Origin of the sequence: Phormidium sp. FACHB-592 (genome assembly GCF_014695795.1) — a bacterium.
Classification (GTDB): Bacteria; Cyanobacteriota; Cyanobacteriia; order Leptolyngbyales; family Leptolyngbyaceae; genus Stenomitos.
This window is the reverse complement of record NZ_JACJOZ010000075.1, coordinates 111,658-128,022: the sequence shown is the minus strand read 5'-3', so window position 1 is coordinate 128,022 and position 16,365 is coordinate 111,658. Positions and strand designations below refer to the sequence as shown.

Genomic DNA, 16,365 nt, shown 5'->3' with positions numbered 1-16,365 from the left:
TTCTTCAGCCGTAATTGATGGAGTCGTCAACTTTTTAAAAACAGGTCGTCTACTTAAGGCTCTCAACACTCAACTAGATTCTTGGCTGAAAGGCGAGCGTTTGTCGTTGCTGCTTGGAAAAGGAGGCTAACAGGGTTAAGCGGTTTAGCAATCAGCGATCGAGAAACGTAGGCTGCTCTGGATAGAATCTTTAAGCATCATCATCAGGAGTTTCGATTGTGTAAGTACGACCGTTCGTGAAGTACACCAGCGCACTGCAAGACAATTTCATTTGAGAATATGTGTGTTGGTAAAGCGAAAAGCGTTTCAAATTAGTCCGTAACACACTAAATATAGAATGAGTCAAACAAGCTGTGCTGCTACACCTGCGCTGCTTTACAGAAACATCACTTGACACAGCGCAATGTTAAGCTCTCTCTTCACTTTCTTGTAGTGTTAACTAACACAAGCGATGGGGGAGCGTTGGTATGACTAGGTTGTCTGAACGCAACGTAGGGGATCTAGATAAGCGATAAACTAGATAATGATTGAATACTATATTTTTGTCTTTATAAGAAATTGCTATTCTTTAGGGTTTAAGCCAATTAAAGCTACATTCAGTAGAGAGAAAAGTTGCAAATCTATCTTTCGGCATAGATTGTATCTTGCCTTTAATTGCAAACTACGCAAGGATTTCTACAGCCTGCTTTTGCTATTGCCTTAGCCCCTGTTACTGTTCTACGAGGCTGAACTACTTTTATGTCAACCGCTACAATCACGGTTACAGTCAAGCTGTTTGCGGCATACCAGGAAGCCTGTGGTGTTTCAGAAATGCAGTTGGAAGTTGAGCAGGGTGTAGCCGTGATGGTTGTGCGCGATCGCCTTATTGCTCAATACCCACAGCTTGCCCAGTGGCGTGACTTGACCCGTTTTGGAGTCAATCTTCAGTTTGTTGAGCCAGATACACTGATGAATGATGGCGATGAAGTAGTGTTGATTCCTCCAGTCAGTGGTGGCGGTGTGGAGGGATGAGGGATGAAAGTCTTGAGGGTAGTTTAACTACTGATTCCCCTAAGACTCTTGTTTGATGCCTTTTGCCTTCTACCTCTTAACCATTGCGATCAAGTGCTAACTGCACCAGGCGATCGACCAATTCCGGGAAGGTGATGCCGCTGGCTCCCCAAAGCCGAGGATACATACTAGTAACTGTAAACCCTGGCATTGTGTTGATTTCGTTGATGAAAACATCTCCGGTTGCTTCGATGTAAAAGAAGTCTACCCGTGCAAGACCAGCGGCATCAATGGCAGTAAAGGCTTGGATTGCCATGGTCTGAATTTGAGCAGTGACAGCTTCTGGCAAGGCAGCAGGAATAATGAGGTCGGCTTTACCTTCGGTATATTTCGTTTCGTAGTCGTAGAAATCGCTCTGGTAAGTAATTTCGCCAACGATCGAGGCTTGCGGTTGCTCGTTGCCCAGTACAGCACACTCGACCTCTCGTGCGACTACGCCTGCTTCGACAATGAGGCGGCGATCGTAGCTAGCAGCACTATCTAGAGCCGCTTCGAGTTCGGCACGACTTCGGACTTTAGAGATGCCAACCGAAGAGCCGAGATTAGCGGGTTTGACAAAGCAAGGATAGGCAAGCTGGGCTTCAATGTCGTCGCACAGCTTAGGATAGATGCAGGGATTTGACCAGACCTGAGAGCGACTGACTGCCATGTAGTTAACTTGAGGCAAGCCAGCTTGAGCAAACATCGTCTTCATGGCGAGCTTGTCCATGCCGATCGCTGACCCCAAGATGCCAGAGCCAACGAAGGGGGTCTGCATCAGCGTCAACAGCCCTTGTATAGTGCCATCTTCGCCGTTCGGACCGTGTAGCACGGGAAACCAAACGTCTACGTCACCAGCAGTAGGCGGTAAACGCCAGCGATCGACGGGATCGCTAGAGGCAAGATCGGATGAAAGAGGCTGACCAGAGGTAAGTACCTGTTGCGCGATCGCGCTGTCGCACCACTGCCCGTTTTTCTGAATGTAAAAGGGTAGGAGCGTATAGACGGCGGCATTGCTACCAGCGCTAAGGGCTTGGGCGATCGCTCGTGCGGAGGCGATCGACACTTCATGTTCTCCAGAGCAACCGCCAAACAGCAGCCCGATCGTACGCTTTGTCATGTCACCCTTTCACTCCTTTACACCTTTACCTTCACGCCTTCACTAAATCTCATACGAAAGCTCTGGCAACTGCATTGCTCTTGCTAACTCAGCAGCAACTTGTGGACGGGAGAATTCAGGTGGCGGCAGTTCACCCCGACGCAGCAGCTCTCGCACTTTCGTACCAGATAGATGCACGCGCTCTTCGCGGGTACTGGGGCTGGTTTTTGTGGTTGCCATTGATTCGGTTCGCAGGCAGTAGAAAGCATGTTCAAACTTCATTGGGGCAATCCCCAGTTCTGCTGGTTCAAATTCGTCGAAGATGTGTTGCGCATCGTAGGTGCCGTAGTAGTCGCCCACACCGGCATGATCGCGCCCAACAATAAAGTGAGTGCAGCCATAGTTCTTGCGTACGAGGGCATGAAAGATTGCTTCACGGGGTCCGGCATAGCGCATAGCAGCAGGATTGATTGCCAGGATGACGCGCTCTCTAGGAAAGTAGTGCTCTAGCATGATCTCGTAGCAGCGCATTCGTACGTCAGCAGGAATATCATCTTCTTTTGTTGCGCCGACGAGAGGATGGAGAAAGAGCCCATCCACCGTTTCGAGCGCACATTTGATGATGTACTCGTGGGCGCGGTGGATGGGGTTGCGCGTTTGGAAGCCTACGATCGTCTTCCAGCCTTTACCGTGAAAGAGCGATCGTGACTCTAGGGGATCAATTTGATAAGTGGGAAACAACGTGTGAGGGTTGCGCTCTAGCAGCCAAATCTCGCCTGCTAAGTTAACGGATCCTTGCCGATAGACAACCGAAACACCCGGATGCTTCTCTTCATTCGTGCGATAAACGAGCAATGCCTCGTGACGCTTGTCGTAGCGGTATTTTTGGGTGAGATGCAGAACGCCTACAAAGCCATCGTAAGGATTGTCCAGGCGGATCAGGCTGCCTTCTTTCAGTGGAGCAGCTACATCTTCTGACACGGGTAGGGTGATGGGAATCGACCAGGGCAACCCGTTTGCCAGGTGCATATCATTGACAACCCCGTTGTAATCGGCTTCGTGCATAAAGCCTGTAAGGGGACTAAAGCCACCGATCGCAATCATCTCCAGATCGGAAACCGCTCGCGCATCTAGTTTCACTCTAGGCAAAAAGTCAGCTTTGTCGAGAAACTCTGCCCTCTGTTGCGGATTAGCGATGCGATTAATCAGTTGCCCACCGTGGGGAGCAATACTGTCTGGATGCTGGCTCATGGGAATGGGAATTAGTAAATTGCAGCGTTCTGCTTCTGTTGATCCATCCTACTAGGAGTCTGTCAATTTTGATTTGACGGCTAGAAGATCACAGCCAGTTTGACCCTACAGGGCTTAAGTCCTTGCTGCCGCATTTTGTGCTGAAAGAAGACAACTTTTTCAGGTACTGTTGCCTTAGCGGTCGCAAACGCTTTGAGCTTTGATCGCTATTTATCTCTCGCCTAGCCCCTAGTGCTTACTGCTGGCGTGCCATTTCCATGAGCGTACGCTGAGAGCTTTGTTCAATAACGCCGACAGCGGGACGACGCTGAATGTAATGCCCATCGGCTTGCAAGTCCCAGGCTTGTCGGTTATCAGCAAGGAGGATACCGAGTATTTCTTGCAGATCTTTGGCGATCGTTGGATCATCAATCGGCACCACGGCTTCGACACGGCGATCCAGGTTGCGCGTCATCCAATCAGCACTGCCGATGAAGACTTCTTCGTTGCCGTGGTTATGAAAGTAGAGGATACGGGAGTGTTCTAAAAAGCGACCAACAATGCTGACAACGCGGATATTTTCGCTGATGCCTGGTAGCTGCGGGCGCAAGCAGCACATTCCACGTACAATCAGGTCAACCTTTACACCTGCCTGAGAGGCTTCGTACAGGGCAACAATCATCCTAGGATCAACCAGCGCATTCATTTTGGCAACAATGCGGGCATGGAGTCCGTTACGGGCGTGTTCGCTTTCGCGGTGAATAAGGGCAAGCATACGATCGCGCAGATTAACTGGAGCTACCAGCAGTTTGCGGTAGGTCTGCTGCCGCGAGTAGCCCGTCAGATAGTTAAACAGCTCAGTCAAATCTGCTCCTAACTCATCACGACAGCTCAACAGCCCAATATCAGTGTAAAGGCGAGCCGTTTTGGGATTGTAGTTTCCGGTGCCAATGTGGACATAGCGGCGGATGCGCCCCTCTTCGCGCCGGACAACTAGCATCACTTTGGTATGAGTCTTCAGCCCAACCAAACCATAGACGACGTGAACACCGACGTTTTCAAGTTTACGCGCCCAATTAATGTTGTTTTCTTCGTCGAAGCGGGCTTTGAGTTCTACCAACACCGATACCTGTTTGCCATTTTCGGCAGCGGTAATGAGTGCATCGACGATCGGTGAATCGCCAGAGGTGCGATAGAGTGTTGTCTTAATCGCCAGCACGTCTGGATCGTGTGCTGCCTGAGTGAGAAACCGCTGCACCGTATTGGAAAACGACTCATAGGGATGATGCAGCATCAGATCTTGTTTGCGGATGATGGCAAAAAAGTCGTCTTCTATTTCTAAGGAGCTGCTGCCTTCGATAGTGCGCCGTAAGCGAGGGGGGAGCGCCGATCGCCAGACGGGATCTTTCAACTCTGGCAATGGTAAGCCAGTGAGCGCAAACAGATCGCTGAGGCAGAGCAAGCCTTCGACTTCATATACATCGTTCTCGCCCAGATCCATCTCCTGACGCAGCATCTCGCGTACTACTTCAGGCATTGAGGCATGGACTTCTAGCCGAACGATCGTTCCACCAAAGCGGCGTTTCCGTAGTTCTTGCTCGATCGCCAGCAGCAAATCATCTGCTTCATCCTCTGCTACTTCCAGATCACCATCGCGAGTAATCCGAAATGGGTAGTACTCCAGGATAGTCAGACCAGGAAACAGGCTCTCCAGGTTGTGAGCGATCACCTGTTCTAACGGTACGGCTGTCCATACAGCAGGCACATCTTTTTGCTGTAACCGCAGGTCTTCTGGCAGCGGCAAGAAGCGCGGCAGAATTCTGGGGACTTTGACTCTGGCAAACAGTTCCTCACCGTTGGCAGGATCTTTAATGACAACGGCTAGATTGAGACTAAGGTTGGAAATGTAGGGAAACGGATGCCCTGGATCGATCGCCAGCGGCGTCAAGACTGGAAAGATTTGCTCATCAAAATACGTTTGCAGGTAGCGGCGTTGTTCCTGGTTCAGGTCAATGTAGTCCAGCAGGTACACCCCTTTTGCTGCAAGCTGAGGGCGTAGGGCTTGCTCAAAATGACGGTGCTGTTGTGCCACCATGGGACGCAAGCGCTGACCAATTAGCTCTAATTGTTCTTGGGCAGTGCAGCCATCTGCCGATCGCCGTGTGACCTTAGCTGCCACCTGCTCTTTCAGCGCTGCCACCCGTACCATGAAGTACTCATCCAAGTTGGAGCTAAAAATCGCCATGAATTTTAGCCGCTCTAACAAGGGCGTACGTGGGTCAAACGCTTCATGCAACACCCGATTGTTAAACTCTAACCAGCTAATTTCGCGGTTGAAGTAATACTGAGGCTCAGTCAGGTTAATTTCAGTTGGAGCCTCTTTCACCGTTACAACTTTTTTGCGCCTGGTCATGGTTTAACCAAACACCTCATCTTCTCTACCCGTCCACCAGTCGCCCAGGTTCATCAAATCCTGATGAATATCTTCTACTGCCTGAATGTATTCCGTCTCGGAGAGGCTGTCTCGCCGTTCTTGCAGCTTTTTCAGTCGTAGTTGTACCAACAACCAGGGTTTCGTGATGCCGTCCGTTGCTTCGATGTAACGGGCGAGACTGTCACTGGACATATCTTGAGGCGATGGACGATTCATGGGCAGTCGGTACGATCGACGATAGAAACAACACGACAGAAAACTTTCGCCTCTTCATCGTATTACTCATCCCTGAAGAAAGTGAAGCAACCTCCGAAATGATTGTGTTTCTTTGGATGATGGGACGATCGCACACGGAATAGGGTCGATCACATTGGCATTGTGAGCGGTTGCGGTAGCCTGCTTGCCAGAACGTGTCGCAGTCACCTTGCAGAAAGTTGCTGCGTAACCGTAGCGATTCGATTGCTCCTAAGCTTGTTGACCAACTAAACCTTAACAAAACCTTCGTAGCCAATTAATCACTGCTTGGTACTGTTCTTTTCATTATCTGTACAAAATTCTCTACAGTTATGAATTGGTATCAGTCCTCGCATTTACCATCGACAGGGTTGAAACGGCGCGATGTTTTACGGGGCGCTGGCATTTTAACGGGTTTGGCGATCACTAGTCAGTTACCGCGTCGTTTAGTGGCTCAGCCAGCGTTTTCAGGCTATCCCTTTTCACTAGGAGTTGCCTCTGGCAATCCACTGCCCAATAGCGTAGTTTTGTGGACTCGACTGGCTCCTAATCCACTAAGTGGAGGAGGAATGCCAGCATACAACGTGCCCGTGCAATGGCAAGTTGCGGCTGATGAAAATATGCGACGCATTGTCAAGTCTGGTACTGAGGTTGCCGTGCCAGAGTTCGCGCATTCAGTTCATGTAGACGTGCGTGGACTGCAACCAGGACAGACTTACTGGTATCAATTTAAGGCGGGTAACGAAGTCAGCCCGATCGGTCGCACCCGTACTGCACCTGCCCGTGGTGAAAGGCTCGATCGCCTCCGCTTTGCATTGGCTAACTGTCAGGACTGGCAAAATGGCTACTACACGGCTTACAAGCACCTCGCCGAAGAAGATCTCGATCTGGTAGTGCATGTGGGTGACTACATTTATGAATATGGTCCGCAACCCGGTGGACCTCGCCAGCACAATGGTCCTGAGATTTTCAGCCTGGAAGACTATCGCAACCGCCACGCGCTCTATAAAACAGATGCTAACCTTCAAGCGGCTCATGCAGCGTTCCCCTGGGTAGTGACATGGGATGACCACGAAGTAGAAAACAACTACGCTAGTGGGATCTCAGAAGTTGATGGCGAGCCTGATCAAGATCCCGCCGTGTTCTTGCGACGGCGCGCAGCGGCATATCAGGCGTATTACGAGCATATGCCGCTGCGTAAATCATCCCTACCCTATGGTGCTGATCTGCGGTTGTATCGACGTTTAACGTATGGCGATCTAGCTCAATTTAATGTGTTGGATACACGTCAATATCGATCGGATCAACCCTGTGGTGACGAGCTTAAACCCCTTTGCGATGCAGCACTTGACCCTAATGCTACGCTAACAGGCAAGGCGCAAGAGCGCTGGTTGTTTCAAGGCTTGCAGCAATCATCCGCTCAGTGGAATATTCTGGCGCAGCAGGTCATGTTTTCGCAGTTTGACTTTGATGCACGTCCAGGGGTGCAACTCTTTAATATGGATCAATGGGATGGCTATGTGGCAGCCCGCAATCGCATCCTGACGTTTCTCGAACAGCAGAAGGTTTCTAACCCGATTGTGCTGGCGGGTGATATTCATTCCAGTTGGGTACACGACATCAAACGTGACTTCAACAAGCCAGGATCGCCAACGCTGGGCACTGAGTTTGTGGCAACCTCCATCACCTCAGACTTTCCCACCCAGTTCATTGCTCCAGTAACGGCAGCGCTTTCTAACAACCCGCATACTAAGTTCTTTAACGGTGCGTTGCGGGGCTATCTACGCTGCGATCTAAATCGCAAACGTTGGCGGAGTGATTATCGCGTCGTCTCGACGATCGCTGCACCCCAAGCAACGATTAGCACTCTTGCCTCGTTTGTGGTGGAAAACGGTAAACCGGGCGCTCAACGCGCTTAACTGTAATTAAAAACGGAGTGTAGCAGGATGGGTACTAAATGTTCCTGTCCTGCTCCGTTCGCGCTACCGCTTTTAATGCGATCGTCTTGAGCACGATCTGGTACTGGAGGCAGTCACAACAGACTCTCACTCCACTCGTTGTAGGGGCGTTAGTTTGGGATCGACAATCTTTTGACCCATACCAGCAAACTTCACAGCAAGGCAAATCTTATTCCCAGCACCAAAAATATGCGTTACCTGACCGCTGCCAAAGGCTTTATGAACAACTCGATCGCCGACTGTCCAATCATCTTCATGGGTATCAGGCAAAGAAGTCGTTTCAGAGGGACCCCGGCTTGAGGCAGCGCTCGGTTTCGTCCAGCGGGTAGGAATGGCTGTGGCAACATTGCTCTGCATCAGCTCACGCGGTAATTCTGCCAAAAACAGCGACGGGCTAGCAGGTTCGCGATTGCCATAAAGACGGCGTTCTCGCGCATAGGAGACAAACAAACGCTCCTGAGCGCGGGTGATGCCAACGTAGCAAAGACGGCGTTCTTCTTCCAGTGCGGCAGGGTCTTCGAGCGATCGAAAATTAGGAAACAGTCCTTGCTCTAGCCCCACCAGGAAGACGACCGGAAACTCCAGCCCCTTCGACGAATGCAGCGTCATCAGTGAAACTCGTGTGACTTCTTCTTCTAAATTATCCAGATCAGACGAGAGCGAGGCGCTAGAAAGAAAGCCAATCAGGCTGGGATCGTCCGTGTTCTGCTCTTCAAATTGCAGCACCGCGTTGTAAAGTTCGCCCACGTTTTGCATGCGGTCTTCGGCTTCTTCGGTGCCCTGGATTTTTAAGTCCTGCATATAGCCAGAGTCTTCCATAATGCCTTGGACGATCTGGTTCGCGGGCAATGTATCAAGCTGCGATCGCCATTTCTGAAGCATCTGGACAAAGCTCAACACACCTTTTGACGATCGTCCTGACAATGTTTTGACAGAGGTTTCATCGGTGAGAATCTCCCACAGGGGTACATCTAACTCCTGCGAGGCTCTTACCAGGGAATCGATCGTTGCTTTGCCAATGCCGCGCCGGGGCGTATTGATCACCCGCAGTAAGCTGACCGTATCAGCAGGGTTGGCGATCGCCCTTAGGTAGCCCAACACATCCTTAATTTCCTTGCGATCATAAAACCGCAGCCCACCCACAATTTTGTAAGGCACATCATGCTTCACCAGCACTTCTTCGATGGCGCGCGATTGGGCGTTGGTGCGGTAGAGGATCGCAAATTTGCCCCAATGCAGTTCGGGATGCTTCGCTTCCATCACGCGGATCTGCTGCACGACAAACTCTGCTTCGGCGTTTTCGTCGTCAGCGCGATAGCAGAAAATAGCTTCACCAGCACCCCGTGTGGGCTTCAGCACTTTGTCGATGCGCTCGGTGTTGTTATCAATCAGGTGATTGGCAAGTGCCAGAATGTTTTCGGTCGATCGATAGTTTTCCTCTAGCTTGACCATGGTGCGGGTGTCGTCGTCCGGCAATTGGTCGCCAAAGTCCTTCTGAAAGCCCATCAGAATAGTAAAATCTGCCGCTCGGAAGGAGTAAATCGACTGATCGGCATCGCCAACAACGAAGACCGATCGATACTCCCATTGGTCAAAGGTTTGAGTGCTATCACTATTGGTTACCAGCAGACGAATCAAGTCGTACTGAGTCCGGTTAGTGTCTTGATATTCGTCTACAAGAACGTGCCGAAAGCGGCTATGCCAGTAGGCACGTACCTGTTCGTTTTGGCGAAACAGCTTGACAGGCATCAAAATCAGGTCATCGAAATCTAGCGCATTGTTTGCTACCAGCGCATCTTGATACATACTGTAGACGTTGGCGATGACCCGTCCACGATAGTTTTGCTGCTCGCGCTCTAGATCTTGCGGTGACCAACTCTGGTTTTTAGCATTACTAATGGCAAAGCGAACGGAGCGAGGATCGAACTTTTTATCGTCCAGGTTCAGCCTGTTCGTTACGATATCTTTCACCAGACTTTGCGCGTCCGATTCGTCAAAGATCGAGAAGTTACGATCCCAACTGCGTCCCTTCTCATCCTGAAACTTTTCAATGTCAAGCCGCAAAATCCGCGAACAGAGCGCATGAAAAGTGCCAATCCACAGATGTTTAGTAATATTCTTGTAGACTTTTGACTTCAGCTTTGTTTGGTCGTAAGGCGGCAATGAATCCAGCGGCTTACCAAATTGACTATGTGATTCACGATCGGCAAAGAGCTTCTCAATTCGCTCCTTCATTTCTCTGGCAGCTTTGTTTGTAAAGGTGACAGCCAGAATGTTTTCAGGATCAACGCGATGCGTCAGTACCAAATTGGCAATGCGATAGGTCAACGCTCGCGTTTTGCCAGAGCCAGCGCCTGCAACTACTAGTAAAGGACCACAGTAGTGCTCTACTGCTTGCCGCTGCGAAGGGTTGAGATGAGCGAGAAATTCTGTCGTTTGTGTCATGAAGCGGTGTGGCGATCGGGCGATGCTTGGGACGAGCCAACAGCATCAAGACCAGCGTATCGCATCTTGAAGGATGAGAGCAGTTTTGGCAGGTAGATGCACGATCGAAGCCACGGTCTTTTCGCTCAAGCAGCGTGCTCTTTGTAATGGCGGGTTTTGAGGCATCGTTGTAAAGGTCTTGAGATACAGGGTCTGTACCTTCTGCCTCGGCGTGCCTCTACGAATTGCCATTTAGCTTGCTTTGAGGGACTTTCAGCTCCTTTTATCAAGACCCGTTGGTAATTGCTGCCTAAATTGCCTGGAAGACTCCAGGTAGGAAAGTTATTATCAACGAATAACGATATCCACCGAGTTCCATTCGGCATTGCCTGAAGGCACCTTGTGACTTTGCTTACTCCTTTCTATTTGTTGGCTGCTTCTGATCTGCGTCCGCTTCTGGGAGATATTCGGCTTGATGTCGCAGCGCTGGTGCTGATGTTGCTGCTGTCTGCTTTTTTCTCTGGCTCAGAAACGACCATCACGGCTCTAGACAATCTCAAGCTGAAGGCGCTAATCAAGGAACAGGGCGATCCTAGCCGCATTTTTACCCTAGTACTTAGCAATCGACGGCGGTTTATTACGACGCTGCTGGTGGGCAACACGCTGGTCAACAACTTTTCTGCTATTTTGACCAGCAACCTGTTTAGTCTTTGGTTGGGCAATCAGACGATCGGGCTTGCCACCTTTGTCATTACGTTTCTCACCTTGACGTTTGGCGAAATTGTACCAAAATCGCTGGCAATCAATAACGTCATGCCAATTTTTACGCTGGTAGTGCAGCCCATTTACTGGCTTTCTAAGTTGCTGTCGTTGCTGGGTGTCATTCAACTCTTTGAGAAGGTAACTCAGCTTGCCATTCGCACGTTTCAGGGGGAAGTGGTGCAGCAGGGCGAGTCGCTACAAGATTTGGAGCTAATGATCGAAATTTTGGGCGGCAAGGGGCAGCTTGACCTAGACCAGCATCAGATGCTGAATAAGGCGTTAATGCTCGATCGCCTGAGCGTTAAAGAAGTCGTCAAACCACGCATTGCGATGCGAACCATTTCGCGAGAGGCGACGCTACAAGATTTAGTCGCGCTGTGCCTAGAAACAGGCTATTCGCGCATTCCAGTGCAGGAAGAGTCAAAAGACGAGATCGTCGGTATTGTGAATCTCAAACGCGCCTTGCAGCACTTGAATCAGCTGCGTCACGATGAACAGAGCAATGGCTTTGTCACGCTGGCAATGGACCCGCCCTTCTATGTACCTGACACAAAGCGCGTAGCGGATATGCTGAAAGAAATGCTGCAACAGCGCCTGCACATGGCGATTGTTGTGGATGAGTATGGCGGTACTGTCGGCTTGGTCACGCTGGAAGACATCCTTGAAGAATTGGTGGGCGAGATTTACGATGAGAGCGATTTTCCTCATCGCGCCAGTCCTGCCCGTAGTGCCACAGTGCTCAACCGAGAGCCTACTAGCCGTGTTTCACGATAGGCGTGCGTTTCGCCCTCAGTGATCAGGACATCACCGTTCTATTTTTCCTTTTGCATACGGACTTTCGAACCTACAGAAAGATTTGGTGAGCGCTTCAATAAAGCTCAACGAATGCTCTGGCGACGGAGAGCATTTTGGTGATCGTGCTCTATCCAGGCAGCATCCGTCCAGTGAGGAGTGCTTTGCAGCCGAGCGATCGCCCAAGCATTGTATTCAGGGTTCAGGTCGCAGCCCAGCCATTTTCTACCTGCTTGCTCGGCTACTACCAGCGTTGTGCCAGAACCAGAGAACGGATCAACTACTGTGTCACCACGATCGGATGCAGCAAATACGAGCTTGCGAAGGAGTGCCTCCGGCTTTTGCGTGGGATGCTTTGTCTTTTCTGCCATGCCATTGCAGGTTGTGGGAAGCTCGATCACATCCTTTGGCTTTGCGCCCAACGGGTGTGGCAACCAGCGATCGCGGGGTTTCCCATCACCATACTGACTGGTCGCTGCCTGCGGATGGGCGGGATACTTCAGCGTGTGGTTGCCATAGGGAATCCGAATGCGGTCGATGTTGATCTTGGCGCTGGCACTCTTTCGCAGCAGCAGAATGCTCTCATGGGCGCGTCCCCAATCAAGACCCAGATTAGCCTTGTTCTTGTAATGCCACACTAACCAGCGGCAGGCTTGGAAGTATTGCAGGGCGGGACGCTTCAGATCTGCCAGAATCTCAGAAAAACCCATGACATAAAGGCAACCAGACGGCTTAAGGATTCTTGCTGCCTGCTGAATCCACTGCATCGACCAGTCGATATAGTCGTCTTGCGAGGCAAAGGTATCCCAGTCTGCTTTCTTAAGGTTGTAAGGCGGATCGGCAAAGATCAAATCAACAGATGCCTCGTCCAACGTCGCTAACCATTGCAGCGAATCGCCACAAAATAGAGTGCCGTTAGAAGTTTGATGGGCGATCTTCATGCGTTGGTTAATGTCATGAGCAGCCTCAATTGCTCCACAAATTCTTTGGCACTCAGTCTAAACCAAATGTATGTTTCAAGGCTGTGTTAACTTCTGTAGTCAATAGTGAACCGATAGTACGAGAAATGGCTGAAAGTGTAATAGTTGCTAGATTATCAGTCATGACAACTGAATTGGTTAACAAACCTGATTGCTGCCCCTCTACCGAATCTAACAAAATCGTCACTCTGCTAGGGTGACCGGCTCGAAACATTTGGCTAGTGACCATAGCAACGATGACTTGAGATAAACCTGTTCTTAAGTTGTCAGCTTGCACAACGACAGCCGGCCTTGTTTTAGCAGTGGTCAAATTAGCATTTGGAAAAAGTACTAAAACAACATCACCTTGCTTTAAGGTTCTCTCTAGCTGCATCGTAGTGATCATAAACACTCATTTCTGGGCTGTTCCAATCGTCAGCAAAAGTCGTTAGATTTGCTCTTAAAATCTCAGCGTTTACTATGTCAATTCCATGCGCCCCTAAATTAATCTGCTGCTCACTGGTGGGTGCTGATAAATGCTGCGATGGTTGAAGTTGAGGAACCTCAATCGGAACGCCTAATTTCTCTGCTAACTCTAAAAGATTATTGCCAAAGTCAGCCGCTCCAGCAATTATCCCAGCAATTGCTACTGCAATTACCAACAGCCTATCTAGCCGAATTTTAATCCTTTCAGGTTTTTGCTTGTCAGGACGACTAAGATCTTCTTGAAGATCATCAAGCGTCACTAAAGCTTCCTCACGCTGTCCTTCTGGAAATGACTGTGCGGTAGTACGAAGAGAGTCGATCAGTTTAGTAACTTCATCAAGATTTCGACCAATATTTTGAGAGAAGTTGGAAACAGTACCACTACCACTTTGAACAAAACCAATACTATTGTTTCCTTGGAAGATAGTTTGGTGGGTCGTTTCTCTACCCGAGGCAAGGAGAAGCGCTGGATTTTCAAGCACAGCTTTACCCTTGTTATCTAAAGAGCAAACATAATCTGTATTACCATCATTACTGCCCATTTCAGAACACTTAATACAACCTTCGTCCCACAGGGATTGTAGGTAATACCGAACAGTTTCAACAGATAGACCAACTATGCGGGCAATCTCAGCGCTACGTATTTTCCCGCTGTTAAGAACCTCAAGGATCTTAAGCGAATTGTCGTCATGAGACATTGCGAATTCCTCTCTCAACGCGGAAAGCCTGTTCAGTGACTCTATGCTATCGCTTATAAACGCATGGGTTGAAGACCAGCCACGATCGCACCGCTACAAAGTGATAGACGAATCACCTACTACTTGCGCTTTAAGCTGACCAGTCGTTCTTGCAGAATACCTTCTTGCTGCGTATCGTCAAGGTTGCGGGCAAGCTCGATCGCCTGTTGATAACGCTGTTGTGCTTTAGGTACATCACCCAGTTTTTCGTAGAACTGACCTAACGCTTGCAGTGAGATGAGTTCTTGACGATCGTTCTCTAACATCTGAGCAACCTGAAGACGCTGATTGAGTAACTCAAGCGACTGCTGGTAGCCTCCCGTTGTAGTGAGGGCTGCTACCATGCCATCGATCGCCCGAAACTGATTGGGGCGATCGCGGTTGATATCTGCTAGCTTGACTGCCAGCCCGTAATATCGCATCGAGTCTCGATAGTTGCCCGCTGACTGATACAAAGCACCGATGTTATTTAACGTGGTGGCTTCTCGTTTGGGGCTACTGGCGCGACGAGCCTCTGCTAAAGCAATTGTGTATTCCTCCATAGCGCGGCTAGTGTTACCTAGACTAGCCGCCAACAACCCCAAGCTATCGTGCGATAAGGCAGCGCCATCAGCGCTCTTAATGTTGGTAGCAATAGTGAGCGCTTCGTTAAAGAGAGATGCTGCTGATTGAATGCCGCCACGCTTTGCTAGCACTCTGCCCAGACTGTTCAAGGCATAAACTTGCCCTTGAAAATCTTGTTCATCACGTGCGATCGCCAGTTGTCGGCGTAGAGCATCTTCTGCTTCGTTCGATCGTCCTAAACGGGAATACGCCAGTCCTAAATAGCCGTAGGCAAGAGCTTCACCAGGGCGATCAACGAGTGCTTGGTAGAGCTTGAGCGCCTGCTGCCAGGATTGCACCGCATCTGCTAACGAACCATCCAGCTCTTGATCCTTACCCAGTTGTAGGAGTCGATCGGCTTCATTCCTCGATGCGCCCTGAGTGCCGTTATTAACCCGCACATTCAACTGCTGATTTAGCTCGGTGGCGCTCGCTGCAAGCGGTGATAGCAGCGCGATCGACATTCCAGCACCCACAATGGCACTAAGGATGACTGGTTGACTCAGAATGCCCATGACCCAACGATTCATTTGTCTGCCTCGATAAAATTTTGCGCTGGCTCGACGTTAGCCCTGGCGCTAGTAAGAAGGGGTAATTAAGACACCTCGACCTAGCCGAACAGCTAGCCCTAGAGTGTCTTTATTCAACGCTCGTTTCTACTGAGGTCGCACCAAACCCCAGTCCACTTCTAGCATTCCCTTCTAGATAGATGGTTCGCACATCGTCTGGCAGCATTGTTTCGAGCAACCGATAGCCTTCTTGGATCTGCGATCGCACCTCTGTTGGAGACATTGCCTCGCCCTCTGCCCGCAGATACGCTGAAATCCGCGTTTCGCTCCAGTTAAACGTCTGTGCCATCAGCACAATCAGCCGTAGGGTTGGCGGCATCTGATCCAACACTCGCTCGATATAGCACCACAAGGGCGGCGGCGCAGCTTCTAAGTTGTATTGAATTGCTTCCACGGGCGGCAGTTCTGCCCGATTAATACAAATTGCTGTTACGTTAATCAGCCAGCTTTGTAGCGTCATGCCAGCGTCATTTTCACCACCACTACGCAAATCAACGCCACCCAGCTCATGGAAAATATGTCGCCAGGTATTGGCAAAAAGATAGTCTGCCTGGACGGGCGATCGTGCCGAGTGCCGAATAAGCGTGTACACCATCGGACTGTAGCGACAAAAGATCGCCGTAAAATATTGCCCAGAATCCGGGTGGCGCTGAAATAAGGTCAGCAAATCTTGATCGCTATAGTGCGTCAAACCCTTCACTACCGGATGGTTACATTCTGGGAAGGACGGAATTGCAGGAAATGTAGGAATGGACACAGCCCAAGTAACCAGCTAGTTGTGCAAATGAATGACCTCCAATATATAAGCGGTTTTGGGCAAATTGACACGGTTTTTTCACAAATCAGTAATGTAATGTTGGCAAGAGGGAGTAGGAAACAGGGCATGGAACGTTGCATCGCCTCCTCCGCTTCCCCTACCTCTCTTGTCAGCTAACATCAGCTGTTAGCTGCTGACGTGCGGCTCCCCTTTCCACCGCATTTCTTCTTGATACAATGGAGGGACGCTTAACCTCTGAATGTTTTTAGAGCAGGCTGCTGCTTCTACGTCT

Annotated in this window: 15 protein-coding genes; 4 read left to right on the top strand and 11 right to left on the bottom strand. The window is 50.0% G+C overall.

Going from position 1 to position 16,365, the window contains the following annotated elements; all coding sequences use genetic code 11:
* Window positions 1-738 precede the first annotated feature (738 nt).
* Complete coding sequence (locus tag H6F86_RS22090) at window positions 739-1,011, top strand: MoaD/ThiS family protein (protein ID WP_190451285.1); 273 nt, start codon at window positions 739-741, stop codon at window positions 1,009-1,011.
* 76 nt (window positions 1,012-1,087) lie between these two features.
* On the opposite strand, the gene H6F86_RS22085 is transcribed toward H6F86_RS22090, so the two are convergent.
* The 4 genes from H6F86_RS22085 to H6F86_RS22070 form a co-directional block, all read right to left on the bottom strand.
* Entirely contained in the window at window positions 1,088-2,149 is a 1,062-nt protein-coding gene (locus H6F86_RS22085) for a D-alanine--D-alanine ligase family protein (RefSeq protein ID WP_190451283.1), read from the bottom strand.
* Between the two features lie 42 nt (window positions 2,150-2,191).
* Window positions 2,192-3,379 carry a sulfate adenylyltransferase gene (gene sat / locus H6F86_RS22080; protein ID WP_190451281.1) on the bottom strand — a complete coding sequence of 396 codons (1,188 nt, stop codon included), beginning with the start codon at window positions 3,377-3,379 and terminating at the stop codon, window positions 2,192-2,194.
* Between the two features lie 235 nt (window positions 3,380-3,614).
* A complete protein-coding gene (ppk1, locus tag H6F86_RS22075) occupies window positions 3,615-5,771 on the bottom strand; it encodes a polyphosphate kinase 1 (RefSeq protein WP_190451279.1) in 2,157 nt (718 codons plus the stop codon).
* 3 nt (window positions 5,772-5,774) lie between these two features.
* Window positions 5,775-5,984, bottom strand: a complete 210-nt coding sequence (locus H6F86_RS22070) for a hypothetical protein (RefSeq protein ID WP_190451675.1) — start codon at window positions 5,982-5,984, stop codon at window positions 5,775-5,777.
* An 11-nt stretch (window positions 5,985-5,995) separates the two neighbouring features.
* Between H6F86_RS22070 and H6F86_RS22065 the strand changes: the two genes are divergently transcribed.
* Together H6F86_RS22065 and H6F86_RS22060 are read left to right on the top strand one after the other, a co-directional pair.
* Window positions 5,996-6,151, top strand: a complete 156-nt coding sequence (locus H6F86_RS22065) for a hypothetical protein (protein ID WP_190451278.1) — start codon at window positions 5,996-5,998, stop codon at window positions 6,149-6,151.
* A gap of 207 nt (window positions 6,152-6,358) precedes the next feature.
* On the top strand, window positions 6,359-7,945 hold the full coding sequence (locus H6F86_RS22060; protein WP_190451275.1) for an alkaline phosphatase: 1,587 nt from the start codon (window positions 6,359-6,361) through the stop codon (window positions 7,943-7,945).
* A gap of 126 nt (window positions 7,946-8,071) precedes the next feature.
* On the opposite strand, the gene pcrA is transcribed toward H6F86_RS22060, so the two are convergent.
* Together pcrA and H6F86_RS22050 are read right to left on the bottom strand one after the other, a co-directional pair.
* Window positions 8,072-10,429 (bottom strand): DNA helicase PcrA, encoded by a 2,358-nt coding sequence (gene pcrA / locus H6F86_RS22055; protein ID WP_190451273.1) that lies wholly within the window; start codon window positions 10,427-10,429, stop codon window positions 8,072-8,074.
* Between the two features lie 45 nt (window positions 10,430-10,474).
* Entirely contained in the window at window positions 10,475-10,660 is a 186-nt protein-coding gene (locus tag H6F86_RS22050; RefSeq protein ID WP_190451271.1) for a hypothetical protein, read from the bottom strand.
* A gap of 243 nt (window positions 10,661-10,903) precedes the next feature.
* Here H6F86_RS22050 and H6F86_RS22045 point away from each other — a divergent pair, with 243 nt between their 5' ends.
* A complete protein-coding gene (locus tag H6F86_RS22045; RefSeq protein WP_199322613.1) occupies window positions 10,904-11,944 on the top strand; it encodes a hemolysin family protein in 1,041 nt (346 codons plus the stop codon).
* A gap of 104 nt (window positions 11,945-12,048) precedes the next feature.
* Here H6F86_RS22045 and H6F86_RS22040 read toward each other — a convergent pair whose 3' ends face one another.
* From H6F86_RS22040 to H6F86_RS22020, 5 genes are all read right to left on the bottom strand, one after another.
* On the bottom strand, window positions 12,049-12,903 hold the full coding sequence (locus H6F86_RS22040) for a site-specific DNA-methyltransferase (RefSeq protein ID WP_190451268.1): 855 nt from the start codon (window positions 12,901-12,903) through the stop codon (window positions 12,049-12,051).
* Between the two features lie 52 nt (window positions 12,904-12,955).
* Complete coding sequence (locus H6F86_RS22035) at window positions 12,956-13,327, bottom strand: type II toxin-antitoxin system PemK/MazF family toxin (RefSeq protein WP_190451266.1); 372 nt, start codon at window positions 13,325-13,327, stop codon at window positions 12,956-12,958.
* Entirely contained in the window at window positions 13,284-14,105 is an 822-nt protein-coding gene (locus tag H6F86_RS22030) for a winged helix-turn-helix transcriptional regulator (RefSeq protein WP_190451264.1), read from the bottom strand. The genes H6F86_RS22035 and H6F86_RS22030 overlap by 44 nt, the downstream gene beginning before the upstream one ends.
* A gap of 119 nt (window positions 14,106-14,224) precedes the next feature.
* A complete protein-coding gene (locus H6F86_RS22025) occupies window positions 14,225-15,277 on the bottom strand; it encodes a tetratricopeptide repeat protein (protein WP_190451262.1) in 1,053 nt (350 codons plus the stop codon).
* A 109-nt stretch (window positions 15,278-15,386) separates the two neighbouring features.
* A complete protein-coding gene (locus H6F86_RS22020; RefSeq protein WP_347240886.1) occupies window positions 15,387-16,073 on the bottom strand; it encodes a sigma-70 family RNA polymerase sigma factor in 687 nt (228 codons plus the stop codon).
* Between the last annotated feature and the right edge of the window lie 292 nt (window positions 16,074-16,365).